Genomic DNA, 25,026 nt, shown 5'->3' with positions numbered 1-25,026 from the left:
ACGTGCCAGGGCCGGCGCACCCCGCGACCGACGCCGCCGCCACGGTGCCGACCCCGAGCCCCAGAAGGGCCCGTCGGGTAATTCCGGGTGATCCCATGGCCCGATCATAGGCCCGACGTGCGTGCGGGAGTCGTAGCTGTGCGGGCTGGGCCCCAATCTGAGCCCCAATTTTGGCCTCTGGCGCACCAGGCAACAGTTCGGGTACGAATTCGGGGCATTAGTAGGCATAGCTTCCTGGATCGGCGACACTCTCGGTATGGCTTTAGACCTGAAGGACCGTGACCGGCGCGCCGCGATAGGCGCCACGGTTGGCGCGCTGGTGCTGGTTGCCTCGGTTTCGGGGTGTTCGTCCACCGCTGGCCAGGAACCGCCTTGTTTCCCGCCCGCCTATTCGCTGAGCCCGACGGAAGCCAAACCGGGGCAAAGCGTCACGGTGTCAGCGCCGGACGCTGCCTGCAATCCACGCTACGGCCAGAACGCACGAATCCAAGTGAGCGTCACCGACGCCGCAGGTGCGGAGGTGGTCAACACCACCTCCGCCATGAACGACGCCGGTGGGTTCACGTACACATTCGTCCTACCCGCCCGGACGGCCGTGGGGGCTGCCGCCGTAACCGCAATGCCCTACAACATTGACTGGTGCGATGACACGGGCCGGAACAACCGCGTGGCGGGAGCAGGGGACGCCCAGGCCGTGCGCGTCTCGTGTGCAATGCCGGTGAAACCCCTGACAATCACCCACTAAGGGACGCTTCCGGCTCACGCCCTGGCCCCGGAATGATCTCCGAGTCCGAGTCCGAGTCCGAGTCCGGACCCTGTACCGTGGGTCCCGATGACTCTTTCTGAAGAACTTCTCATTGCCTACGACCAGCAGCTCCGCACAGATGCCGAGACTCCAAGCGCCGTCGCCGGTGAACGGCTCGGCCCGCTGCGCCTGGTGACCTTTCCCGGCGGCAGGGGCTTCGTGACCTATCAGGACCTCGAGGGGGCCAGCGCCCAGACAATCGCGCATTGGGTGGCCGAGGCGCTCGCGTTCTACCGCAACGATCCCAAAATCGTGCGGATCGAATGGAAAACCCGTGGCCACGATCACGCGCCTGGACTCCACGATGCGCTGCTCGCAAACGGATTTGAGCCCGATGAGACCGAATCGATCATGATCGGTCCTGCCAGCGCGCTGAATGCGGAGGTGCCGCTCCCGCCCGGCATCAGCCTGCGGCGGTTCACCGAAGAACGGGATATCCGCGCCATGAGCGCGATGCAGGATGAGGTTTTCGGTGATTCCGTTTCTGACGGCAATGCTGATGCAATCCTGCATCGCGTGGCCCTGGACGACGGTATGGAACTGTGGGTGGCCGAGCATGATGGGGCGATTGTGAGCGCGGGCCGCCTCGAGCCAGTACCGAACACGGACTTCGCGGGCATCTGGGGCGGGGCAACACGTGCACAATGGCGCGGCCAGGGTATTTATCGGGCTCTCACCGCGGCCCGGGCCCGAGCAGCGCTGGCGCTGGGCAAGACACTCATCCACAGCGACTCGACAGACTATTCGCGGCCAATCCTGGAACGCTCCGGCTTGCACCGGGTGTCAACAACCACTCCCTACCGCTGGCGGCGTTGACGGCCCACGCACGTCCGCCGGCATTGCCGTCACCCGGCATGACTGCCGGAGGGGAATTGAACTAGCCCCCGGGATAAAAAGGTGCCGGCGGCCCGGGAAATGGTCCTCCATTGCCCCCAGGGTCGCCCCCGCTGCCGCTGCCGAGGAGGCTTCGGGTGAGGGCGGCGCTGTCGGCCATCAGGTCATCCACAGCCTTCACCAGATGAGGGTCCGCCACGGGCGCGCCTTCCAACGCGCCGGCAACCACCGCCCGGCGGACGAGTTCGCGCGCGAACGAGGCAGTGGTGCCGTCGGTGCGGGCCGCGGCATCGTCAATTGCGTCCGGGGTGAAGGGAATACCGCGGGCATACAGTTTGATCAGCGAGACCCGCTCCGCCTGGGCCGGCAGGGGGATTTCCACGGCCAGGTCCACACGTCCGGGACGCTGTGCGAGGGCACGTTCGAGCATGTCCACGCGGTTGGTGGTGAGGACGAACGCCACGTCGGCGTCGCTGGCCAAACCGTCCATGGCGTCCAGCACCTCGAACAGCAGCGGCTGGGGTCCGTGCCCGAAGCTGCGGTCCTCGGCGATGAGATCACAGTCCTCCAGAACGACGATGGACGGCTGCAGGGCCCGGGCCATGGTGGCGGCTTCTGAGATCCTGGCGAGCGATCCCCCCGAAAGGAGGATTGCGGTGACATCTTCGCTTCGACTCAACAAATACCGCACCGTGTGGGTCTTTCCGGTCCCCGGCCTGCCGTAGAGCAGGATCCCGCGTTTGAGGTGCTGGCCGTACTTGTCCAGCGAGTCCCGGTGCTCGGCGATACCTAGGGCGTGGTCCGACACTTTCCCCAGCAGCCCATCGGGCAGGATGACATCGGACGCGGCAAGGGCCGGCCGGGGGTGAAAGGTCACCCCGGCCGCGCTAGGACCATACTCGCCCATCACCAACGAAATGACCTGCCCCTTAAGTACGCTGCGGTGCTGCATACGACGGCGGAACTCCGAGAGGAAGCGTGCGGCCTGATCGGTGGCGCCGGCCAAGACCTCGAGGGACGCTGACTGTCGGCCATACCGTGGGTTGGCGTCCCGCTGCAGCACCGCGAGTGGACTGCCTTCGTGGCTGAATAGCCATAGTCCCAGTGCCACGGCCTGCCGCTGCTGGTCCGGGCCGACAGCGAGGTTGGTGTAGTCCGGCTGGGACAGCGGGTATTGAGGATATAGCTGGGACTGCTGCAGCATGTCGCTCAGCGAATGATGGTGCCGTTGGTCTCCTCCGCCGATGCCCACGAGCCGGAACTCGGGGTCCTCTGCGGCGAGCTCTTCCATAAGGATGTCCGAGTCCACGAACCGATGCGGCGGAATTTCCTCCACCACCACAGCCACTGATTCTGCCTGGACCCCCAAATGGTCGGTGAGCGTGGTCAGCAGCTGGGTTCCCGGCTGCACCCGATGCTGCCCGGACTGTGCGAGCTCCACCAGACGCGCGAAATTGTCGATGAACTTCCCCAAAATTTCATCCATGGGCTGACCCTACCAGTACCGTCTTGGGGTGCTGACGCCTATGAACGGCAAGACCAGAGTCAGCCGGTGGTGGCGCTGACCGCGATGACGCCGCCTTGCGGGTCACTGATCACGGCGCTGCGAAATCCCGGTGTGTCCGTGGGCGCCATCAAGATGCCGCCACCGAGAGCGACGGCGTGCCGGGCGATGGCGTCCGCGTCGTGGACGGCGAAATTGACGCTCCAATGCGGCGGAACCGCGAGGCCGTCTGTGGCCGCCACAACGGCCACGACCCGGCCCTTGCGGAGCCACCGCGAGAAAGGCGCGTCGGTCCCCGAATCGACTTCCCAGCCGAACAGTGCGCCATAGAATGCCTGGGCACGCTCGGGATCTGTGGTGTGAAGGGAGCTCATGGCCCAGCAGTTCGGCTCATTGGCCAGCTCGGCGCCGTCGTTCCCGCCCGCCTGCCGCAGGCAGAACGGGACGCCGGTGGCATCGGTGAGCACAGCAATTTGGTCGCCCGGGCCGGCATCAAACGGCTCCAGGCGCTTGCCTCCAGCCCGTTCGGCACGAGTCAGGGTTTCCCCGACGTCGTCGACCCGCACGTGGGTGATCCACCCCGCCGGCGACTGCGGCGGCGCCTGCCCGATGCCCGCCACCAGCTTCCCGCGCAAGCGCGCGGCGTAATAGTCGCCGTCGAGACCGGCCGGCATCGGCGTCGGCTCGTCAAAACTCCAGCCGAAGAGCGAACCATAGAATTCTTTGGCCGCCCGGGGATCGGGCTGCCAGGCGTCGACCCAGCAAGGCGCGCCGATTGAAGAGATATCTCGCACTGTCATTGATCAAACCCTTTCGGCGGGCCGGACTAGGCGGAAACATTGTTTCCCAGGCCGGCGCATTGAGGCAAGACCGAACCGGGGCAAGTCCCATGGGTTTCTCCGCTCGTGGAGAGCTCATGGACCAGTACGGTAGGCTCGCAAAACAATATGGCCAATTGGGGGGACCATGAATAAGCGAATAAAAATTGGAATTGGAGCTGTTTCGCTCACACCACTGCTCGCGCTGGGGTTGTCTTCTGTCTTCGGTTCTTCAACTTCCAGTCCTGTTGACACTGCCTCTGGCGGACTTGAGCATCCCGAGTGCTACAACGAGGCGAGGCTGAGCGATCCGAACGACTTCTGCTACCGGACAATGGGTCCTTGGAACAGCACCAAGTCCTCCGACGAGGAAGTCCGGAGCATGATCTCCGTTGAGCAAATGATTGAGGCCGGCAGGACCGTTCAAGAAATCCGGCGATACTACCCGGAGTATTCTCCAGGCACGAAATAGCGTGCCGAGGACCTCTTGCGGACAGCGTCCCGCATTGACTTGACGGCGTGCGCGTAGGGATCTGAAGGAGGGACTGCCGGCACCGCAACTTGGACCTTGAGAACCCCGGCTTTCCTGCTGAAGTATCCGGTTCGAACGCCCTCAAATTCTGGAGTGAGAATGGGTCCCGGGATATGGAACTCAATGTTGATCCGAAGGCTGGAGTCAATTTCACCCCTGATCTCCCGCACGGCAATGCTGAGGCGTTGGATCGTCTCTGTCCAGATTTTACTTTCTGGCGTCTGGCCACCCACGATCATCCCGATGGAGAGCACCGGATGTATGTCGTTCCTCACCGAAATCACGCTCGCAACGGGTAGTGGTCCAGGGTCACTTCGGCCATTAAAGTTTCTGAGTCCGGAGCCTACACGGCGCAGTCTCAAACGGCTGGTAATCCACACGCAGGGTTTGGTCCACTCACACTGGAACGGATTGCGGGAACTCAGGTAAGTGTCGACGGAATAGTTGCATATGAATTGTTACTCTCTTTTCCTTTCATGCGGCAAACGCGATTGATACCCTGAATTTGGTCAGGAAGCGGCCGCCCTTTTCGTTGCGGGAGTCCCAGCCCCATGCCCACCAGAACCGATGTCACAGTCAGCCCCGGCGCCGGCTTGCTGGCGGTTGCTGCCGTCCGACTGGCCGCCCGCAGTGCCGTCGCCCTGCTCCCAGTCCCAGGCCCAGTCCCAGGCTCCAGCACCCCCACTGCGGCCGGCCTGCCCGGTTCCTTGCGCGGACGCTGCCGCCCAGGCAGGCAGGGCAACAGCCCCGATCCGGGGCTCCCATAGACCAGCGCGGATGCGACCCTGTGAAAACGCATCGGGGGTGGGCCGCATCCGCGCTAAACCTGCACCCGCCGGGCAAACGTGTAGGGACATTCCGGGAACCGCGATTTGGCACCGTCAGGAGCGCGCGGCGAGGATCTGCTCGCGCAGGATGTCCGCGTGGCCGCAGTGCTGGGCGAGTTCCCGGAGCATGTGCAGGTAGACCCAGCGCAGGGGCAGCGGACCGCGCCTGTTGCCCCTGACCAGGTCGTCCAGGTCGAGGGAAGCAGCCTGACGGCGTGAATCCTCGCAGGCCTGGACGTAGGTGGCCTGTAGACCGGCGATGGTGTCGCCCTCTTCGAGGATGAACGATTCATCCGGAGTGGCCGGGATACCGATTTCCTGCCGCGTCCTGCACGTGATGGCCTCGTCAAACCAGACCTTTTCCACGACGGTGGCGTGCTTGAGAAGTCCCAGGAGGGTGGTTCTTGACGGCACCAGGGACGCCCGGGCCTCCTGTTCGGTCAGTCCGTCGAGGCAGGCGAGCAGATCTGCACGGTGCTCATCGAGGAACGCGTCGAACTGGGTCCGCATGTCTGCGGTGAAGGTTGCGGGTTCCATGCTGGGGTTTGGTCTCATGGCCCCACAGCCTAGTACCCGGCGGCCGGGTATCGGGGGACCCGGACACGCCAGTGCGGTCCAGGTCCCCACGAATCCGGTCCGGCGGAATGAGGAGCCGTCAGTGTCCCCGCGCGATCCAGTCCTCGAGGTGGCCGGCCTCTTCACCGATCGTCGTCGGATCACCGTGGCCGGTGCGGACCACCGTGTCCGCGGGCAACGGCAGGAGCCGGTTCCGGATGGATTCGATAATGGTGGGAAAGTCGCTGAAGGAACGTCCGGTCGCTCCCGGACCGCCCTTGAACAGCGTGTCGCCGCTGAACACGGTGTTTTCCAACCCGGTGCCCTCGTTCCCGGAGCCCTCGAACCCGGTCAGGAAGCACACGGAGCCGGGGGAATGACCGGGGGTGTGGAGTGCCACCAGCCCGGCACCGGCGACGTCGAACGTGTCGCCGTCGGCAATGGCGTGGTCCGGCGCGGTGCCGGGGAACACCTGCTCCCAGAGCATCCAGTCCGCCCGGTGCAGGTAAACGGGCGCGTCCACGAGCGTCCGGACCTCGCCCACGGCGCGGATGTGGTCATCATGGCCGTGCGTTAGCAGGATCGCCTTGACCGTCCTGCCCGCGACGGCGGCGGCCACCGCAACGGGATCGTGGGCGGGGTCGATGATGACGCATTCGGTGTCGTCGCCGATGATCCAGACGTTGTTGTCCACGTCCCAGGTCCCGCCGTCGAGCGAAAACGTTCCGGAGGTGACCAGCCGGTCGATCCGGAGGCTCACAGTTCCACCACCGAGCGCAGCACCGAGCCGGCATGCATCTTGCCGAACGCTTCCTCGATCTGCTCGATCGTGATCCGCTCGGTCACGAAGGCGTCCAGGTCCAGCTTGCCCTGCCGGTAGAGGCTGATGAGCATGGGGAAGTCCCGCGAGGGCAGGCAGTCGCCGTACCAGGAGGACTTCAGCGAGCCGCCGCGGCCGAACACGTCCAGCAAGGGCAACTCCAGCGTCATTTCGGGGCTCGGGACGCCCACCAGGACCACGGTGCCGGCGAGGTCACGGGCGTAGAAGGCCTGCTTGTACGTTTCCGGGCGGCCGACGGCGTCGATCACCACATCGGCGCCGAAGCCGCCGGTCAGCTTGCGGATCGCCTCGACGGGGTCGACGGCCGAGGAGTCCACCGTGTGGGTGGCGCCGAGGTCCTTGGCGCGCTGGAGCTTCTTGGCATCGATGTCGACGGCGATCACCGTGGTGGCGCCGGCAAGCGCTGCGCCGGCGACGGCCGCCACGCCCACTCCGCCGCAGCCGATCACGGCAACCGAATCGCCGCGCTGGACGTTGCCGGTGTTGATTGCCGCGCCGATGCCTGCCATGACGCCGCAGCCGAGCAGTCCGACGGCGGCGGGGTCGGCGGCGGGGTCCACCTTGGTGCACTGGCCTGCGGCAACGAGGGTCTTTTCGGCGAAGGCGCCGATGCCAAGTGCGGGGGCCAGCTCCGTGCCGTCCTCCAGCGTCATCTTCTGGGTTGCGTTGTGGGTGTTGAAGCAGTACTGAGGCTCACCGCGGCGGCAGGCCCGGCACTCGCCGCAGACGGCACGCCAGTTCAGCACCACGCGGTCGCCGGGGGCGACGTCCGTGACGTCCGGCCCCACCGCACTGACAACGCCGGTGGCTTCGTGGCCGAGCAGGAACGGGAAGTCGTCGTTGATGGCGCCCTGCTTGTAGTGCAGATCTGTGTGGCAGACGCCGCAGGTCAGGATGTCAACGAGTGCCTCGCCGGGGCCCGGGTCCGGCACCAGGATCGTCTCCAGGGTGACGTCGGCATTCTTGGAACGGACTACTGCTGCTTTGACTTTATGGACCATGAAACAAGCTCCTCTGCTCTGGACGCGGATTTCTCGCACAACTTACTGGCACAACGGGCGGCGGCGCGGCCCTTGGGAGGCCGCGCCGTCGTGGTTTGGTGTCTTGGTTACAGGCAGGGACTAGGCCGCGAGCCGGCTCTTGACCTCTGCTGCAGAGGGGTTGGTGGCGGCGGTGCCGTCCGGGAACAGCACCGTGGGGACGGTGCGGTTGCCGCCGTTGAGCTGCTCGACGAGATCGGCGGTGCCTTCGACTTCCTCGATGTTGATCTCGGTGTACCCGATGCCCTGCGCGTCCAGCTGCTTCTTCAACCGGTTGCAGTAGCCGCACCACGTGGTCGAAAACATGGTGATGGTGCCGGATTCGGGGGTGAAGTCCACGAAGTTCTCCTCAAACATATGGGTAGGGCCGGCGTGTAGGCCGGCCCCACTGAAGTCGTACGTCACTACCAACAACCGTACCCCGGAGCCCGCTATTCCCGCAGGCGCGTGACGGCACTGCACACGGATGACGCGAATTCGGGGAAAGCTGCGAAGTCGCCGGAAAGTTCCGGCGACTTCGCACGTTTCCGGCGACCTCGGCGGGCTGAGCAGAGAATCACGAAGGCGCGGATGACACGGAATGGGTGCGGTGGCATGCTGGTGCCATGTGTGGACGCTACGTGATGGCCCGGGCCGTCGGGGACCTGCTGGCCGAATTCGATGCCGGGCTGGAGGATGAGATCGCGATTCCGCCGTCGTGGAACGTGGCCCCGACGGCGGATGTGCCGATCCTGCTCGAACGGCTGGTGGACGGGGAGCCGGTCCGCCAGTTGCACATCGCGCGCTGGGGCCTGGTGCCCTCCTGGGCCAAGGACCCGGGCATCGGGTCGAAGATGATCAATGCCCGCAGCGAGACCGTGCTGGAGAAGCCTGCCTTCCGGAAAGCGACCCGCTCCCGGCGCTGTGCCGTCCCCGCGGACGGCTACTACGAGTGGAAGGGCGAGGGCCGCAGCAAGCAGCCCTACTACGTCCATCCCACGGACGGGCACCCCATTGTCTTCGCAGGACTCTACGAATGGTGGAGGGACCCGTCCAAGGCTGAGGGCGACCCGGAGCGCTGGATGCTCTCGACCTCGATCATGACCACCGACTCCCCGCCGGAGGGCTACGCCGGGGGAATGCTGGCCGAATTGACCGCGCTGCATGACAGGGTTCCGCTGCCCATGAACCGCGAGACGATGCAGACGTGGCTGGACCCGCAGGCCGATGACGCGGCCGGACTCGTGGACCTGGTCCGGGCCGGGGCGCACGACGTCGCGGAAGGCTGGACGATCGACGCCGTCGGCACCGCCGTCGGGAACGTCAGGAATGACTCACCGGAACTCATCCAGCCGGTGGGGAGCCTGTTCTAGGACTTCAGAGCCCCGGCATGGGCCGGCGTTGGGTACCGGACTTCAAAGCGTTACTTTGCCGCCGCCGTCGACCACCCAGTCTGGGTTGAAGGCAACCTCCCAGCGGTAGCCGTCGGGGTCGGCGAAGTAGCCGGTGTAACCGCCCCAGGACTGGGTCTTTGGTTCGGCGATGATGGACGCTCCGGCGCTCTCGGCTTCGGCCATCACCCAGTCGACTTCTGCCGTGCTGGCCAGATTGTGGCTCAGGGTGATGGTGGCAATGCCGGCAGGGGCGTCGGTGGCCGCTTCGGACTGCATTTGGCCCGCGTCCCAGAGGGAGAGGATGAGGCCGTGGTTGACCTGGATGAAGAGCACCTCCCCGGGCACTTCCCGGTGGACCGGCCATCCGAGGCCATCGACGTAGAAGCGGTGTGAGGCGTCAACACTGCGGACACCTAGTGATATGAAGTCGACTCGTGGCTGCATCTTTCGATACTGTCATGCACATGCCCACAAATCACGCAGACGACAAGGCCGCCCAGGCCGACCGCGAACAGCTCGCCGCCGTGCGGGTGGCTGTTGACGAGGTGGACGAGCAGATTGTGTCCCTGATCGGGCGCCGTGAGCGTCTGATCCGGATCGCCGGGACCCTCAAGGCGGACAGCGCCGAGGTCCGTGCGCCCGGCCGTGTGGAGCGGGTCATCGAACACGTCCGCGCGACGGCGGAAAAGAAGGACATCGACGTTGAACTTGTCGAGAAGACCTACCGGGCGATGATCGACGCTTTCATCACCCTCGAGCTGGAAGTGTACAAAGCCGGCAGCTAAATCCTCCTGATTGTCCAGACGGACGGGTATCCGTGCCGTCGGCGTTCATGGCGGCCCGGAGACCTCTCTTGGCCCGCTCGATTTCCGAACTAGTCAAATACCGGCCACCGGCCGAGACTGGAGTTGGAAGCGAGGGCAAGCGATGAAGAGCCGGTATGACGTGGCCGTGGTGGGTGCGGGCAGTGCAGGCTGCGTGTTGGCTTCGCGGCTCAGCGAGGACGCCGACCGCGAGGTGGTGCTGTTCGAAGCGGGGCCGGACTACCCGGCGGCAAGGCTTCCGGCCGACCTCGCGGACGGCATCCATGGCACCAGCACGGCCTCGCACGACTGGGGGCTACATGGAACAGGCGTCGCCGGCGGTCCTCCGTTGGACCTTCCGCAGGGGCGGGTGACCGGCGGCTCGTCGGCCGTCAATGCCACCTTCGCCCTGCGCGGGCATCCGGCCGATTACGACGGCTGGGCCTTGCCGGGATGGACTTTCGCGGACGTGCTGCCCTCTTTCCTCCGCCTTGAGCATGACCAGGACTTCGGGTCGTCGCCCTATCACGGGACGGACGGCCCTGTGCCGATCCGCCGCTATCAGGGGGACGAACAGTCCGAGCTCACGCTTGCGATGGAGGACGCCATCGCGGAGGTTGGGATCCCGCGAATTCCAGACCACAACGCCCCGGGGGCTGTCGGTCTCTCGGCGCTACCAGTCAACTGTGTGCGGGGCCTGCGGGTCAGTACGGCGCTGGCCTATCTGGATCCCGTCCGCTCCCGGCCCAACCTGACGATCCGCGCGACCTGTCCGATCGCCGAGGTCGTGCTACGGCGCGGGCGTGCGATAGGTGTCCGGTCCTCCGAGGGCGAGATCATCGCGGCCGATGAGGTGATTGTCTGCGCTGGCGCCTACCATTCGCCCGCGCTGCTCATCCGCTCTGGCATCGGCCCCGCCGCGGACGTAGCCGCATTGGGCAGGCCCGTCACGATCGACCTGCCGGGTGTGGGGACGAATCTTGCCGACCACCCGTGGGTGGCAATCGACCTGCCCTGTCTCCAGCCACTCGGAGACCCTCCCATCTTCCAGATGCTGGCGACAGCCCGGAGCAGCCGGAGTTCCGCGGCGGATCCACCGGATCTCCAGCTCATGGTCTGCGGACCGTACCGGCTCGGGGACGGGTACCGCTGCATGCTCGCCGCTGCGTTGTTGAAGCCGGCGTCGCGCGGCGAGGTGCGGCTGCTCACACTCGACCCGACGGCCGCACCGGCCATCGACCTCGGGTACTTCCGCAATCCGGTGGACATCGATCGATTGGTGGAGGGCCTGCAGCTCGCGGACGCCGCCGCGGCCCACCCTCATCTGACCCGGATCACTGGCGGTTCCCGGCTCGCGCCCCAGAAGGACCTGGTGGCTGACGCCGTCGCCGTTCGCACCTGGATCAAGGCCACGGCCACGACTTACCACCACCCCGTGGGTACCTGTGCGATGGGAACGGACCCCCGGGCCGGCGCTGTGGTCGACACCTCGGGACGGGTGTACGGAGTGCCGGGCCTCTCGGTAGTCGACGCCTCGATCCTTCCTGAACCGCCGTCGGCTAACATCAACATCCCCACGATCATGGTCGCCGAGCACATCGCGGCCCGGCGTCGAGGGGTCGGGGCGGGATCCTGAGGCGGGTAGGGGGTATGCCACATTCGTCGGCATTGTCTCCGCCGACGTCGGGAAAGCGACCGAAAGCGTGCCGCCACGGCTTCGACTGCAACGGATTTCTGTTGGACTGATTAAGGCCCGCGCAGCCGCCACTTCCGCACGGCCGGGGTCGGTTCCTGCCGCCTAGAGGGCCTCTTCGACAGGCACGTTGGCCTGGTAGTCCCGGCCGTCACAATCGCTGAAGGCGGTCATGAGGTGGCCCTTGGGCAGGCCCAGGACAGTCGCGATGGGGAAGTTTCCGGTGATGGTGTTTCCTGAGTGTTCCACGCCTTTGAGGTCGAAGTTCTCTTCCGTGCCGTCATGGTTGAAGAAGTAGAAGGAGACCGCCTCGCCGTTCATGAACTCAATGCCCAGTCTGCGTTGATGGGAGTAGTCCGGCTCGGCTGCCAGCAGGCCCACCACGTAGGCGCCTTGCCCCGGGATATTGCCGTCTATATCGAAGGTCGCCACCAAGGTTGAATTCTTGGCGGCGACCTTTACGTGCTTCAGGAGTGCGATATGGGAGCTCATGGCTCAATCCTGCTACCTGTGCCATCGTCCGTCCACCCCCGATCTGGGTTTTGTCGCCTCTTCGACGTAGACTGATTTTATTCGAAGATATGTTCGAATAAATTCAGGTTCGAATCAATACGGGTTCGAATCAATACAGAAGCGCTGGACCTTGAAGTAGCTGGAACTTGAAGTAGACAGGGAAAGCCAAAGCGGGGACTGGGCCGGCCCAGCCCGGACTGGGTCGGGAGGCAACGTGGGCATGTTCAGCGAGTCCGTGGATGTCGCCTGCACGCCCTCGGGCCAGCCCCTGCGCCTGGACTGGGCCGGACGTCGCTACACGGTCTGCGCTGAACCTGTCCGCTGGTTTGAACGCCGCCAGTGGTGGGCAGAAGAAAGCCGGGCGCCGCTCGGGAGCGGGCCGGGACTGGTGGATCACGAGATCTGGCGGGTCCAGGTCCGTGCCGCCGGTGACCACGCCGGGGCCTCCACTCTCACCCTTGACCTGACCAGGCATATCGGAAGCGGCCGCTGGCGGCTCCTGAGGATCCACGACGCGCTGCAGCCCCTCCGGAAGCCCGAGACAGCATGAGCTTCACCCATCTGCACGTCTCCACTGCCTTCAGCGCCCACTATGGCGTCTCCTGGCCGGACGAGCTGGCCGCCGCGGCCGCCGCCGACGGCGCCACCGCCCTGGCCTGCACAGACCGCGACGGGCTCTACGGAACCGTCAAGCACCTGAAGGCGTGCATGGCCGCCGGCCTGGATGCGATCGTCGGCGTGGACCTCGCGGTATTTGACGACGACGGCGACCTCCGCACCCAGCTCGGGGGACGCGTCGTCGTGCTGGCGCACGGGCACAACAACGGCGCCGGCTACAGGGCGCTGTGCCGTCTGATCTCCGACGCCCATGCCCGCACCACGGGCAAGGCCGGGGGAGCAGTACCGGTGGCCGTCACCCGGGCCGAACTGGCCTCCCGCACCCTGCACCCGGAAACCTTGCAGCCGGTCCTGACGGTGCTGATCGGCCCGGACTCCGACGTCGGCCGTGCCATGGGCGGCCGGCGGTACCTGCGGCCCCGCACCCTGTTCAAACGCTGGCTGGACGCCATGCCTCCCGGAACGCTCGCCGCGGAAGCAGTGTCCCAGCTCAGCCCGCCCGGGGAACCCCTGAGCACCGCCCACGCGGTGCGCATGCTGAAGCTCGCGGCTGAACACGGGGTGCCCGCCGTCCTGAGCAACGCCGTGCGGTATGTGGCCGAGGACGGCGCGGCCACGGCCGATGTGCTGGACTCGGCCCGGACGCTCAAATCACTCCCCGAGCTCTCCGCCGCCCCTCTGTTGCAGCCCAACGGGCAGGGCTGGCTCAAATCGGCGGCCCAGATGCTGCAGCTGGGCAAGGAGATCATCCATGCCGCCGGCTACGGCACGGCGGACCTCAAACGGCTCCTCGCCCAGACCGAGGCGCTCGCGGACCGCTGCCGCATGGATCCCGTGGCAGACATGGGCTGGAAACAGCCCGTGGTCCCGGAAGCCTCCGTGATCGGGATCGACGGCGACGCGCTCGCAGAGCTGACCCTGCGCTGTGAGGCCGGCATCGGCCGCCGTTTCCCGGGAATTACCGGGCGGCAGGAACAACAGATGCGGAGCCGGCTGGAGCACGAGCTCCGGATCATCGACTCGCTGGGGTTCGCCTCCTACTTCCTGACCGTCGCAGAGGTCTCCCGGATGATCCTGGACCTGGGCGTCCGGGCCGCCGCCCGCGGTTCCGGCGCCTCCAGCCTGGTCAACTACCTGATCGACATCAGCCAGGTAAACCCGCTCCAGCACGACCTCATCTTTGAACGTTTCCTTTCCCGCGACCGCGCCACCCTGCCCGACATTGACATCGACGTCGAAAGCGCCGAACGGCACAACGTCTACCGGAAGATCTTTGAACGCTTCGGCGCCGAGCGCGTCACGCTGATGAGCATGCAGAACGGCTACCGCGCTCGCGGTGCCGTGCGCGACGCCGGCCTGGCCCTGGGCATGGACGACGGAGAGGTCGGGGAGATTGCCAAGCAGCTGTGGCGGTTCTCGGCACGGCACTTCCGCGAAGCCCTCGCGGAGAAACCCGAACTGAAGGAGTTTGCGGACCGGGTCGAGCAGCGCGGCTTCACCGAAAACCAGCAGCTGGACCTGCTGGTGGACCTCACGGAGCGGCTGGACCGGCTGCCCCGCCACATCTCCATGCACCCGTGCGGGGTCATCCTCGGCGATGCCACCTTGCTGGACCGCACCCCCGTCCAGCCCAGCGGCCTTGGCCTGCCCATGAGCCAGTTCGACAAGCACGACATGGACCCCATGGGCATGCTCAAACTCGATGTCCTGGGCGTCCGGATGCAGAGCGCCATGGCCTTTGCCGTCCGGGAAGTCATCCGGCTCCACCCCTCCAAAGCCGAGGTGGTCGCCGCCGGCGCGCATCCGGCCGGCACGGACGGGGCCGGCCCGGATTACATCGCCGAGGACGGGCGCATCGACCTCAACGCGGTCCCGCTCGATGACGAGCCAACCTTTGAACTGATCCGCAGCACCCACACCCTGGGCTGCTTCCAGATCGAATCCCCGGGCCAGCGCGAACTGATCGGGAAGATGGCGCCACGGGATTTCAACGACCTCATCATTGACATATCGCTGTTCCGGCCCGGCCCGATGAAATCCGACATGGTCCGGCCCTTCCTGGAGCACCGGCACGGATTCGCCCCCGAGGTCTACCCGCATCCCCACCTCAAGCCGGTCCTCAAGGAGACCCACGGGGTCACCGTTTTCCACGAACAGATCCTCAAGACCTTCGACGTGATGACCGGGTGCGGGCTGGCACGCGCGGACGAGTTCCGCCGGGCGCTGGGCAACGAGGTGCTGGAGGCCAAGGTGGAGGAGTTCTTCCGGAAGGAGGCGCGGGCACGAAACTACAGTCCCGAGGTGGTGGACAAGGTCTGGGGCACGCTGAAAGCCTTTGGCAGCTTCGGGTTCTGCAAGGCCCACGGCGCCGCGTTCGCCGTGCCCACCTACCAGTCGGCCTGGCTCAAGACGCACCACCCGGAGGCCTTCCTCGCCGGACTCTGGGAACACGACCCCGGCATGTACCCCAAACGCCTGCTCGTGGCCGAGGCCCGCCGGCTGGGCATCCCCATCCTGCCCCTCGACATCAACCGGAGCCAGGCGGAGTACCGGGTGGAGCCTGTGGAATCCGGGCCGGACCGGGGCAGGCTAGGCATCAGGCTGAGCCTGAACGGCATCTTCGGGCTTTCCGGTGCCGAGCTGAAGCGGATTGTGGCCGGCCAGCCCTACGATTCGCTGGCCGACCTGCGCGCCCGGTCACGGCTGAGCAGGCTCAGCATCCAACGCCTTGCGCAGCTGGGCGCCTTCGATTCGCTGCATAAGGCGTCCGGGGGAGCAGCCAACAGGGCGGATCTGGTCCAGCACCTGCAGAAGCTCCAGGGCCGTTCCTCGCGGAAGGGCGTGGAGGTCATTGAAGGCCAGCTGGCGTTGCCGCTGGGGGACGTTGAACTGAAGAACCTGAAGGCGGTTCTCCCGGCGCCGAGCATGGTGGATAACGTCCGGGCTGAACTGGACCTGATGGCCGTGGACGTCACGGAGCACCTGATGACCAGCCACCGGCCGCTGCTGGACCGGCTCGGCGTCACCACCGCGGACAAGCTGCTGGGACTGCGCAATGGCACGGAGGTGCTGGTTGCCGGGGTGCGGGTGGCCACCCAGACCCCGCCCATGCGGGGCGGCCGCCGGGTGGTGTTCATCAGCGTCGACGACGGAACTGGCTGCGTGGATTCCGTCTTCTTCCACGAGGCGCAGGAGCAGTCCGGATCCCTCCTGTTCGGCACCCGGCTGCTGCTGATCCGCGGCACCACCCGCCGGACCGGGCCGCGGGGGATCAGCATCAGCGCCAGCATGGCCTGGGACCTCAGCCGAACGGAAACCCTGCCGTTCCCGCAGCCGGTGCGGGGCGCCCCGGCCTACCGCGAGCCGGAGCTGCCCGGTCCCCTGGACGGGATCAGCAGGAACCTCGCCATCACCGGGCTGGGCGGCTGAGTGGCGCGTTGGTTGGCCCCTTCGTAAACAGATAGCATGGACAAGGCTGGCTGTGGTCCCCGTACGCCACAAGCTACGAAGCCTTAACTTTGAATAGGAGACACCCGTGTCAGATGCCCAGCAGATCACCATTCTCGTCGACGGCGAAGAGACCAAGGTGACTACCGGGACCACCGGCGCGGAACTCTTCTTTGAGCGCCGCGACGTCGTTGTGGCCCGCGTTAACGGCGAGTTGAAGGACCTGGACCAGCCCCTTCCCGAGGACGCCGCGGTCGAGGGCGTCACCATCGACTCCCCGGACGGGCTGAACGTCCTGCGCCACTCCACGGCCCACGTCATGGCCCAGGCCGTGCAGCAGCTGCGCCCCGACGCGAAGCTCGGCATCGGCCCCTACATCACGGACGGCTTCTACTTCGACTTCGACGTCGCCGAACCGTTCACCCCGGAAGACCTGAAGACCCTGGAAAAGATGATGCTGAAGATCATCAACCAGAACCAGAAGTTCGTGCGCCGCGTGGTTTCCGAGGACGAGGCCCGCGAGGCCATGAAGGACGAGCCCTACAAGCTCGAACTCCTGGGCAAGAAGAACGAGGCCGCCGACGTCGGAGAGGGCGTCAACGTCGAGGTCGGCGCCGGCGACATCACCATCTACGACAACGTGGACCGCAAGAGCGGCGACAGCCTCTGGTGCGACCTGTGCCGCGGCCCGCACCTGCCGAACACCAAGATGATCTCCAACGCCTTCGCCCTGACCCGGTCCTCGGCCGCCTACTGGCTGGGCAACCAGAACAACCAGCAGCTGCAGCGCATCTACGGCACCGCCTGGCCCACCAAGGATGCGCTCAAGGCCTACCAGGAGCGGATTGCCGAGGCCGAGCGCCGCGACCACCGCAAGCTCGGCGCGGAGCTGGACCTGTTCTCCTTCCCGGACGAGCTCGGCTCCGGCCTGCCGGTGTTCCACCCCAAGGGCGGCATCATCCGCAAGGCCATGGAGGACTACTCCCGGCAGCGCCACGTGGATGCCGGCTACGACTTCGTCTACACCCCGCACATCACCAAGGGCCACCTCTACGAAGTCTCCGGCCACCTGGACTGGTACAAGGAGGGCATGTTCCCGGCGATGCACATCGACGCGGAGCTGAACGAGGACGGCACGGTCCGCAAGCCCGGCCAGGACTACTACCTCAAGCCGATGAACTGCCCCATGCACAACCTGATCTTCCGGTCCCGGGGACGGTCCTACCGCGAACTGCCGCTGCGGCTCTTCGAGTTCGGCTCGGTCTACCGCTACGAGAAGTCCGGCGTGGTGCACGGCCTGACCCGCGTCCGGGGCATGACCCAGGACGACGCCCACATTTACTGCACCCGCGAGCAGATGAAGGATGAGCTCACCACCACCCTGAACTTCGTCCTCGGCCTGCTCAAAGACTACGGCCTGGACGACTTCTACCTCGAGCTCTCCACCAAGAACGAGGACAAGTTCGTCGGCGACGACGCCACGTGGGAGGAAGCCACCCGCACCCTCGCCGAGGTGGCCGAGGCCTCCGGGCTTGAACTCGTCCCGGATCCGGGCGGAGCCGCGTTCTACGGCCCCAAGATTTCCGTCCAGACCAAGGATGCACTCGGCCGCACCTGGCAGATGTCCACCATCCAGCTGGACTTCAACCTGCCCGAACGCTTCGAGCTCGAGTTCCAGGCCGCCGACGGCACCCGGCAGCGGCCCGTAATGATCCACCGCGCCCTGTTCGGCTCCGTGGAGCGCTTCATGGGCGTGCTGACCGAGCACTACGCCGGCGCCTTCCCGGCCTGGCTGGCTCCCGTGCAGGTGGTAGGCATCCCGGTGGCGGAGGCCTTCAACGACTACATGTTCGACGTCGTGGACCAGCTCAAGGCGGCCGGCATCCGGGCCGAGGTGGATATTTCCTCGGACCGGTTCCCGAAGAAGATCCGCACGGCCAGCAAGGACAAGATCCCGTTCGTGCTGATCGCCGGCGGAGACGACGCCGAGGCCGGAGCCGTGTCCTTCCGGTTCCGCGACGGCAGCCAGGACAACGGCGTGCCCGTGGCCGAGGCCGTCCAGCGGATTGTCGACGCTGTCCGGAACCGGACCAGCTAGGCAGACGGAAGGGCAGCGCGTGCAGGATTCCACAGGGGCCGGGCCGGAGTATCCGGGCGACCACGCCGTGACGGACGACTTCGGCCTGGCCGGGGTCCCGGACGCTTTCCAGCGCCTGTGGACCCCGCACAGGATGGCGTACATCAAGGGCGGCCAGCAGCAGTTTAAGAACCCGGACGACTGCCCGTTCTGTGCCGCCCCGGACCGGGCGGACGAGGACTCCCTGATCGTGTACCGGGGAAGGACCAGCTACGTGGTGCTGAACCTCTTCCCGTACAACCCGGGACACCTGCTTGTCTGCCCCTACCGGCACATCCCCGACTACACGGACCTCACCGTCGAGGAAACGGCGGAATTCGCCGAACTGACCCAGACGGCCATGCGGGTGCTGCGCAAGGTCGCCAACCCCTCCGGTTTCAACCTGGGCATGAACCAGGGCGTCACCGGCGGGGCCGGCATCGCCGGGCACCTGCACCAGCACGTGGTGCCCCGCTGGGGCGGGGACGGAAATTTCTTCCCCATCATCGCCCAGACCAAGGCGATCACCCAAACCCTCGGCGAGGTTCGCCAGCAGGTCGCCGACGCCTGGCCCCAGGAAATGCCAGCGCCGCAGGAAACAGCCGGGGAGAAGGATGCTTAACAGGCACGCCCGGGGGTTCTTCACCGCCCTGTTCTCCCCGGTTGCCCGCTGGCTGCTGCGGATCGGGGTGTCTCCGGACGCCGTGACGGTGGTCGGGACGCTCGGCGTGGTGATCGGCGCCCTGGTTTTCTATCCGCTCGGGCAGCTCTGGTGGGGGACGCTGTTCATCACGGCGTTCATTTTCTCCGACGTCATTGACGGCATCATGGCGCGGATGCAGCACCGCGGCGGCCGGTGGGGCAACTTCCTGGACTCCACCCTGGACCGCGTCGCCGACGGCGCCCTGTTCGCGGGCCTCGCCGTGTGGTTCTTCACCGGCGGTGCCAACCCGCCCATCGCCATCGCCGCCATCGTCTGCCTCGTACTGGGCATGGTGGTCTCCTACGCTCGGGCCAAGGCCGAAGCCCTGGGCTTTCACGCCAACGTCGGCATCGCCGAGCGCGCCGAGCGGCTCGTATCCGTGCTGGTGGTCACCGGATTCACGGGACTCGGCCTGCCCGTCGTCGTACTTTTCGTGACGCTGTGCCTCCTCGCGGCCGCCAGCCTGGTGACAGTGATCCAGCGCATTGTGACCGTCCACCGCCAGTCTCTGGAGGAACCCGAGGGCACCACCCCGGAACGGGCCGGCTGACCGCGCCGCAGGCCCCTCCGGTGGACGCGCGGAACGCCCGGCACTGCGCGGAATTCGGCTGCTGTAACCCGAATTCTGCGGCGCCCCGGCCGGGGGATAGTATTAGCTTTACCGGCCAATGGATCCGGTAATCCGGTGTGTGCGAGACACGGCATGAACGTGCCGTCCGCGCCCCGGCGAGGTCATCTATCTACCCATAGGGGTTTTTGTGTCTACACCTGATGTAAGCAGCGAAGCCGGCGCGTCCGCGAAGAACGTCACGGGCAGCAACCGCGTCAAGCGCGGCATGGCTGAGATGCTCAAGGGCGGCGTCATCATGGACGTCGTCAACGCCGAGCAGGCCCGCATCGCCGAAGACGCCGGTGCCGTGGCCGTGATGGCTCTGGAACGCGTTCCGGCCGATATCCGCGCGCAGGGCGGCGTGTCCCGCATGTCCGATCCGGACATGATCGACAAGATCATCGCCGCTGTGTCCGTGCCCGTCATGGCCAAGGCCCGGATCGGCCACTTCGTCGAGGCGCAGGTCCTGCAGTCCCTCGGCGTGGACTACATCGACGAGTCCGAGGTCCTGACCCCGGCCGACTACACCAACCACATCGACAAGTGGAAGTTCACCGTTCCCTTCGTCTGCGGTGCGACCAACCTCGGTGAGGCCCTGCGCCGCATCAACGAGGGCGCGGCGATGATCCGGTCCAAGGGCGAGGCCGGCACCGGCGATGTCTCCAACGCCACCACGCACATGCGCCAGATCCGCGCCGAGATCCTCAAGCTCTCTTCCCTGCCCGAGGACGAGCTCTACGTCGCGGCCAAGGAACTGCAGGCCCCGTATGAACTGGTCAAGGAAGTTGCCGCGACCGGCAAGCTCCCGGTGGTGCTGTTCACCGCCGGCGGCATCGCCACCCCGGCCGACGCCGCGATGATGATGCAGCTCGGCGCCGACGGCGTGTTCGTCGGCTCCGGCATCTTCAAGTCCGGCAAGCCGGCCCAGCGTGCCGCAGCCGTCGTGAAGGCCACCACCTTCTACGACGACCCGGACGAGATCGCCAAGGCCTCCCGCGGCCTGGGCGAGGCCATGGTCGGCATCAACGTCGACGAGATCCCGCAGCCGCACCGCCTCGCCGAGCGCGGCTGGTAGCACTAGGCGACAATCGCGCCTAACCTGCTTGGCTTAATAAGTGAGGCTGCAGAGGCTCCATAAGCGAGGCGCCTCGGCGCCGAGTTTGTGGAGAAGCAGTCGAACGCGACGGCGGCGAGTCACCTTTCTTCGGTGACTCGCCGCCGTCGTCGTTTCCCCGTCGATTGCTCCGTAACTGCCCTTATCAGGCTCCTAAAGGGCGTCTGCGGAGCAATCGATGAAGGGTTAGTCCAGGCCGCGGCGCTTCAGCAGCGGTCCGAGGTCGGCGTCCCGGCCCCGGAAGGTCCGGAATGACTCCAGCGGGTCCCGGCTGTTGCCGCGCGACAGCAGTTCGGCGCGGAAGAAGTCGCCGTTGGCGCGGCTGAGGCCTCCGTTGTCCTTGAACCATTCCACAGTGTCGGCGTCCAGGACCTCGCTCCAGATGTAGGAGTAGTAGCCGGCGGCGTACCAGCCGCCCGCGAAGATGTGCTGGAAGTATCCGGTGCGGTAGCGCGGCGGGATCAGGCTGTGCGCGACGCCGGCCGCTGCCAGGGCTTTCGCCTCGAACTCGACCGCGTCCTCGGGGATATCGGAGCCGTCCAGGACATGCCACGCCAGGTCGAGCAGGGCGGCGCCGAGGTATTCGGTGGTGGCGAAGCCTTCGCCCCAGAGCTGCGCGGCGGTGAGTTTGTCCACCGTTTCCTGCGGCAGGGCCTCTCCGGTGGCATGGTGCCGGGCATAGTTGGCCAGGACCCCGGGCCACATGATCCACATTTCGTTGACCTGCGACGGGTACTCCACGAAGTCCCGCGGCACGTTGGTACCGGAGAACCGAGGATACGTGACGGCCGAAAACAGGCCGTGCAGGGCGTGGCCGAACTCGTGGAAGGTGGTGCGGAGTTCGTCCAGGGTCAGCAGCGTGGGCTCGCCCGCCGGCGGCTTGGAGATGTTCAGGTTGTTGATCACCACCGGTCGGGTGTTCAGCAGCCCGGACTGTTCGACGAGGGAATTCATCCATGCCCCGCCCCGCTTCGTGTCGCGGGTGTAGTAGTCGCCCAGGAACAGGCCCAGGTCCGTGCCGTCCGAATTTGTCACTTCCCAGACGCGCACGTCCGGGTGGTAGCCGTCGAGGTCTGCGCGTTCGTGGAACGTGATCCCGTAGAGAGCGTTCGCCGCGAAGAACACACCATCATTCAGGACCCGGTCCAGCTCGAAGTAGGGGCGCAGGGCCTGCTCGTCCACCGCATACCGCTCGCGCTTGACCTGGGCCGAGTAATACGCCCAGTCCCAGGCCTCGAGCGGGTGGCCGGCGGCCTTGGCCAGCGCCTCCGCCTCGGCGTCGGCGTTGCGGACGGCGGCCGGGGCCAGCCGGCTCATCATGGCCTGGACCGCTTGGAAGTCCGGTGCCGTCTGCCGGTCCACACTGAGCTCGGCGAAGTTCGCGAACCCCAGAAGGGTGGCCTTCTCAGCGCGGAGCCGGACCATGTCCTTGACCAAATCGAGAACATCGAGGCTGCCGCCGTCGCTGCCGCGGCCGATCGAGGCCTCGTAGAGCCGCCGGCGGACATCCCGGTTCGCCAGGGCGGCCATGGCCGGCTGGTTGCTTGGCTGGATCAGGGTCAGCAGGAACTTGCCCTCGTGCCCGGCGGTGCGGGCAGCCTCGGCGGCACTGGCGACGTCGTCGGCGGGCAGCCCGGTGAGGTCGGCGGCGTCGTCCAGCAGGAGGGCGGCGGACTTCATGCCTTCCTTGACCCGCTGCCCGAACTCGGTGCCGAGCCGGGAAAGCTCGGCGTTGACGTCCTTGAGCCGTTCCTGCCCGGCGTCGTCCAGCTGGATGCCCGAGGCACGGAACTCCTTGAGGTATTCCTCCACGAGCCGTGCGGACTCTGCGTCCAGGACGGCGGTGTCCAGGGCCGCGAAGCGCTCGTAGAGGCCCCGGTTGAGGTAGACGGCGTCCTGGTGGGCGGCAAAGAGCGGGGACAGCCGGGTCTCGAGCTCCTGGATGGCATCGGAGGCGTCCGCGGAAACGAGCGTGAAGAAGGACGCGGCGGCCCGTTCCAGGAGCCGGCCGGAGCGTTCCATGGCCAGGGCGGTGTTCTCGAAGGAGGGGGCCTCGGGGTCGTCCACAATGGCCTGGATTTCGGCAAGGTGCCCGGCCAGGCCCGCCTCAACGGCCTCGGCGTAGTGCGCGTCCACTATGTCCGCAAAGGGAGGCAGTCCGTAGGGCAGGGTGCTGGGGCTCAGGAGGGGATTGGTCATGAAGTGACTCTTTCATGCACGGCCCGGGTTCTCAACGATCACTTCGGTGTTTTGTGATGGCGCCGGTTTGTGATGGCGCCACCGTAGGATGGGGAACCTGCTGGATTCCGGGGACCGTAGGAGGGCATATGGAAGCGGAGCACATGGAGACGGAGCTCATGGAGACATTGAACGAACGGCGCCGGGCTGTCACCGTGCCCGGCGCGGAGCTGGCCGTCTACGAGTTTGGACCGGAACCGGGCCCGGAGGTATCAAGCCTGCTCTTGGTGCACGGCTACCCGGACGATCACCGGGTGTTCCTTCCGGCCATCCGCGAACTCGCCCGGACCCATCACGTGGTGGCCTATGACACGCGGAACGCGGGCGCCTCTGCCGTCCACGGCCCGGGCGGGGACTACTCCATGAAAGCCCTGGTCGACGATGCCTTCGCCGTACTGGCCGGGGTGGGCGCCACGGCTGTCCACCTGGTGGGGCACGACTGGGGGTCGATCCAGGGCTGGGCCGTCGTCCAGGACCCCAGGGCAGGCGGCCGGATCGCCCGGTACACCAGCATTTCCGGCCCCGACCTGGGACATTTCTCCCGCTGGATCCGTGGACGCGTCCGGACGCCTGGGGCCTGGCAGCAGGTTGCCGGCCAACTGCTGCGCAGCTGGTACATCGGCGCGTTCCTCGTCCCCGTCCTGCCGGAAGCCGCCTGGCGGCTGATCCTCACCCGGCGCTACGAGAAGACGGCCAAGCGCGACGTCGGCAACGATCCGGTCCGCGGCCTGGCCCTGTACCGAAGCAACTTCCGGATCGACTTCCGCGGCCGGCGCACCCGGCCCGCCCCGGGCCGGGTGACCGTGCCTGTCCATGTGGTGGTGCCCCTGAAGGATCCGTTCCTCGCGCCCGCTCTTGTCGAGGGGCTCGAAACGTGGGTGGACGATGTGACCATCACCAGGGTTGACAGCGGCCACTGGTGGCCGGCCACCCGGCCGGCCGACTTTGCGGCCTTGCTCCGGCAGCCGCAGACCACGCCGTAGGCCAGGTTATGGTGGCGCGGGTAGCCGGGTTGGACCAGACCGTGCGGAGCGGGGTATTCCGCAACGGGATGGAATACGTGACGTGGGGCCGGGGTGCCAAGTCCCTGCTCTACGTCCAGGGCGGCCCGGGGAGCGTTGTGCCGCACGGGCTGCTGGGGGAACTGTTCCGCCGGGAGTTTGATGCCTACTTGGAGGCCGGCTACGCCATCTGGATTGTCACCCGCCGGCGGAACATGCCGGCCTCGCACACCAGCGCCGACATGGCCGAGGACTACGCCCAATTGATTGCGGAGGAGTTCGGCGGCCGGATCGATCTGGTGCTGGCCAAGTCCTTCGGCGGGATGATCGGGCAGTGCCTGGCCGCGCGCCATCCGGAATCCTTCGGGCACATCGCCCTAGTGGCCACGGCAGCCGAGCTCAGCCCGTGGGGCAAGGACGTGGATCACCGGATGGCCGCCGCCGTCGCCGCCGGAGACCCAAGCCGCGCCGGGACCGCCCTGACGGAGTACGTCCTCCCGGGTCAGCGGACCCGCTGGCTTCGGGAGCTGCTGGGACTCGTCGTTGGCAGGCGCGTGCTGGGGCGGCCCGGCTGCCCGGCCGCGGACGTGCTCACCGAAGCCCGGGCCGGGTTGGCCTTCGACGCTCGGTCGGTCCTGCCGCTCATCCGGCCGCCCGTCCTGCTGCTCTGCGGCGGCCGGGACGCGTTCTTCCCGAGGGCAGTGGCGGAGGAGACGGCCCGGCTGATTCCGGACTGCACCCTGATCATCTATGAGCGGTGGGGGCACGTCCGGGCGGGATCCAGCCGGCGGGTACCGCGGGACGTCCTGGCCTTTGTCCGGTCCCGCTGATGGCACACTGGGCCCAGGCAAGCATTGTTGCCGCACAGGGTGAACCGGCAATCCCACCCTTACCTGACCCGGGAGCCGGTGGAAGTCGTCGGTGAACTCGTGGATTGGGTAGGACACTCGCCCGATCAGTTGCAGGCCATGCGAGATGGCCTCGCCGAGATGAAACGCCGCGGCCTCGCGGCCATTGACGATTAGTGGTTTGGGCGGACGA

General features: G+C 66.6%; 23 protein-coding genes. 13 read left to right on the top strand and 10 right to left on the bottom strand.

The window, feature by feature from the left end; all coding sequences use genetic code 11:
* Window positions 1-256: 256 nt before the first annotated feature.
* A complete protein-coding gene (locus AC1DDO_RS04210; protein WP_476971480.1) occupies window positions 257-745 on the top strand; it encodes a hypothetical protein in 489 nt (162 codons plus the stop codon).
* An 87-nt stretch (window positions 746-832) separates the two neighbouring features.
* The gene (locus AC1DDO_RS04205; RefSeq protein ID WP_476869537.1) at window positions 833-1,621 is read left to right on the top strand and encodes a GNAT family N-acetyltransferase; all 789 of its coding nucleotides are present in this window, start codon (window positions 833-835) and stop codon (window positions 1,619-1,621) included.
* Window positions 1,622-1,682: 61 nt separating this feature from the next.
* Here AC1DDO_RS04205 and AC1DDO_RS04200 read toward each other — a convergent pair whose 3' ends face one another.
* The 7 genes from AC1DDO_RS04200 to AC1DDO_RS04170 all read right to left on the bottom strand — a co-directional run bounded on the left by AC1DDO_RS04200 (window position 1,683) and on the right by AC1DDO_RS04170 (window position 8,095).
* Window positions 1,683-3,125 (bottom strand): AAA family ATPase, encoded by a 1,443-nt coding sequence (locus AC1DDO_RS04200; RefSeq protein ID WP_476971479.1) that lies wholly within the window; start codon window positions 3,123-3,125, stop codon window positions 1,683-1,685.
* Window positions 3,126-3,184: 59 nt separating this feature from the next.
* Window positions 3,185-3,943, bottom strand: a complete 759-nt coding sequence (locus tag AC1DDO_RS04195; RefSeq protein WP_476971478.1) for a VOC family protein — start codon at window positions 3,941-3,943, stop codon at window positions 3,185-3,187.
* Between the two features lie 459 nt (window positions 3,944-4,402).
* Window positions 4,403-4,768, bottom strand: coding sequence for a hypothetical protein (locus AC1DDO_RS04190; protein ID WP_476971477.1), 366 nt, complete (start codon window positions 4,766-4,768; stop codon window positions 4,403-4,405).
* 606 nt (window positions 4,769-5,374) lie between these two features.
* Window positions 5,375-5,875, bottom strand: a complete 501-nt coding sequence (locus AC1DDO_RS04185) for a DinB family protein (protein WP_476971476.1) — start codon at window positions 5,873-5,875, stop codon at window positions 5,375-5,377.
* A gap of 100 nt (window positions 5,876-5,975) precedes the next feature.
* Complete coding sequence (locus tag AC1DDO_RS04180) at window positions 5,976-6,635, bottom strand: MBL fold metallo-hydrolase (RefSeq protein WP_476971475.1); 660 nt, start codon at window positions 6,633-6,635, stop codon at window positions 5,976-5,978.
* Entirely contained in the window at window positions 6,632-7,717 is a 1,086-nt protein-coding gene (locus AC1DDO_RS04175) for an S-(hydroxymethyl)mycothiol dehydrogenase (RefSeq protein ID WP_476971474.1), read from the bottom strand. The genes AC1DDO_RS04180 and AC1DDO_RS04175 overlap by 4 nt, the downstream gene beginning before the upstream one ends.
* Window positions 7,718-7,837: 120 nt before the next feature.
* Entirely contained in the window at window positions 7,838-8,095 is a 258-nt protein-coding gene (locus AC1DDO_RS04170) for a mycoredoxin (protein WP_011692168.1), read from the bottom strand.
* Between the two features lie 266 nt (window positions 8,096-8,361).
* On the opposite strand from AC1DDO_RS04170, the gene AC1DDO_RS04165 reads away from it, so the two are divergent.
* A complete protein-coding gene (locus AC1DDO_RS04165; RefSeq protein ID WP_476869543.1) occupies window positions 8,362-9,108 on the top strand; it encodes an SOS response-associated peptidase in 747 nt (248 codons plus the stop codon).
* A 42-nt stretch (window positions 9,109-9,150) separates the two neighbouring features.
* Here AC1DDO_RS04165 and AC1DDO_RS04160 read toward each other — a convergent pair whose 3' ends face one another.
* On the bottom strand, window positions 9,151-9,573 hold the full coding sequence (locus AC1DDO_RS04160) for a VOC family protein (protein ID WP_476869544.1): 423 nt from the start codon (window positions 9,571-9,573) through the stop codon (window positions 9,151-9,153).
* 14 nt (window positions 9,574-9,587) lie between these two features.
* On the opposite strand from AC1DDO_RS04160, the gene AC1DDO_RS04155 reads away from it, so the two are divergent.
* Window positions 9,588-9,914: a chorismate mutase gene (locus AC1DDO_RS04155; RefSeq protein ID WP_441409079.1), complete on the top strand. Its 327-nt coding sequence runs from the start codon at window positions 9,588-9,590 to the stop codon at window positions 9,912-9,914.
* A gap of 142 nt (window positions 9,915-10,056) precedes the next feature.
* Window positions 10,057-11,568 carry a GMC family oxidoreductase gene (locus AC1DDO_RS04150; protein WP_476971473.1) on the top strand — a complete coding sequence of 504 codons (1,512 nt, stop codon included), beginning with the start codon at window positions 10,057-10,059 and terminating at the stop codon, window positions 11,566-11,568.
* A 162-nt stretch (window positions 11,569-11,730) separates the two neighbouring features.
* Here the strand turns inward: AC1DDO_RS04150 and AC1DDO_RS04145 are convergent, their stop codons facing one another.
* Entirely contained in the window at window positions 11,731-12,117 is a 387-nt protein-coding gene (locus tag AC1DDO_RS04145) for a hypothetical protein (RefSeq protein ID WP_441409066.1), read from the bottom strand.
* A gap of 235 nt (window positions 12,118-12,352) precedes the next feature.
* On the opposite strand from AC1DDO_RS04145, the gene AC1DDO_RS04140 reads away from it, so the two are divergent.
* The 6 genes from AC1DDO_RS04140 (at window position 12,353) to pdxS (ending at window position 20,707) form a co-directional block, all read left to right on the top strand.
* The gene (locus AC1DDO_RS04140; protein ID WP_476869547.1) at window positions 12,353-12,688 is read left to right on the top strand and encodes a DUF6504 family protein; all 336 of its coding nucleotides are present in this window, start codon (window positions 12,353-12,355) and stop codon (window positions 12,686-12,688) included.
* On the top strand, window positions 12,685-16,185 hold the full coding sequence (locus tag AC1DDO_RS04135) for a DNA polymerase III subunit alpha (protein ID WP_476869548.1): 3,501 nt from the start codon (window positions 12,685-12,687) through the stop codon (window positions 16,183-16,185). Before AC1DDO_RS04140 ends, AC1DDO_RS04135 begins: the two co-directional genes overlap by 4 nt.
* A gap of 106 nt (window positions 16,186-16,291) precedes the next feature.
* On the top strand, window positions 16,292-18,301 hold the full coding sequence (thrS, locus tag AC1DDO_RS04130) for a threonine--tRNA ligase (RefSeq protein ID WP_476971472.1): 2,010 nt from the start codon (window positions 16,292-16,294) through the stop codon (window positions 18,299-18,301).
* A gap of 19 nt (window positions 18,302-18,320) precedes the next feature.
* Window positions 18,321-18,941 carry an HIT family protein gene (locus AC1DDO_RS04125; protein ID WP_441409062.1) on the top strand — a complete coding sequence of 207 codons (621 nt, stop codon included), beginning with the start codon at window positions 18,321-18,323 and terminating at the stop codon, window positions 18,939-18,941.
* Entirely contained in the window at window positions 18,934-19,572 is a 639-nt protein-coding gene (gene pgsA / locus AC1DDO_RS04120) for a phosphatidylinositol phosphate synthase (protein ID WP_441409061.1), read from the top strand. Before AC1DDO_RS04125 ends, pgsA begins: the two co-directional genes overlap by 8 nt.
* A 208-nt stretch (window positions 19,573-19,780) precedes the next feature.
* A complete protein-coding gene (gene pdxS / locus AC1DDO_RS04115) occupies window positions 19,781-20,707 on the top strand; it encodes a pyridoxal 5'-phosphate synthase lyase subunit PdxS (RefSeq protein WP_476971471.1) in 927 nt (308 codons plus the stop codon).
* A gap of 225 nt (window positions 20,708-20,932) precedes the next feature.
* On the opposite strand, the gene AC1DDO_RS04110 is transcribed toward pdxS, so the two are convergent.
* Entirely contained in the window at window positions 20,933-22,945 is a 2,013-nt protein-coding gene (locus tag AC1DDO_RS04110) for a M3 family metallopeptidase (RefSeq protein WP_476971470.1), read from the bottom strand.
* 128 nt (window positions 22,946-23,073) lie between these two features.
* Here AC1DDO_RS04110 and AC1DDO_RS04105 point away from each other — a divergent pair, with 128 nt between their 5' ends.
* Window positions 23,074-23,967: an alpha/beta fold hydrolase gene (locus AC1DDO_RS04105; RefSeq protein WP_476971469.1), complete on the top strand. Its 894-nt coding sequence runs from the start codon at window positions 23,074-23,076 to the stop codon at window positions 23,965-23,967.
* Window positions 23,968-23,975: 8 nt separating this feature from the next.
* A complete protein-coding gene (locus AC1DDO_RS04100) occupies window positions 23,976-24,815 on the top strand; it encodes an alpha/beta fold hydrolase (protein WP_476867517.1) in 840 nt (279 codons plus the stop codon).
* Window positions 24,816-25,026: the final 211 nt, after the last annotated feature.

The sequence above is a fragment of the Arthrobacter sp. 10N43 genome (assembly GCF_056394525.1).
This window is presented reverse-complemented; position numbering and strand designations above follow the sequence as displayed.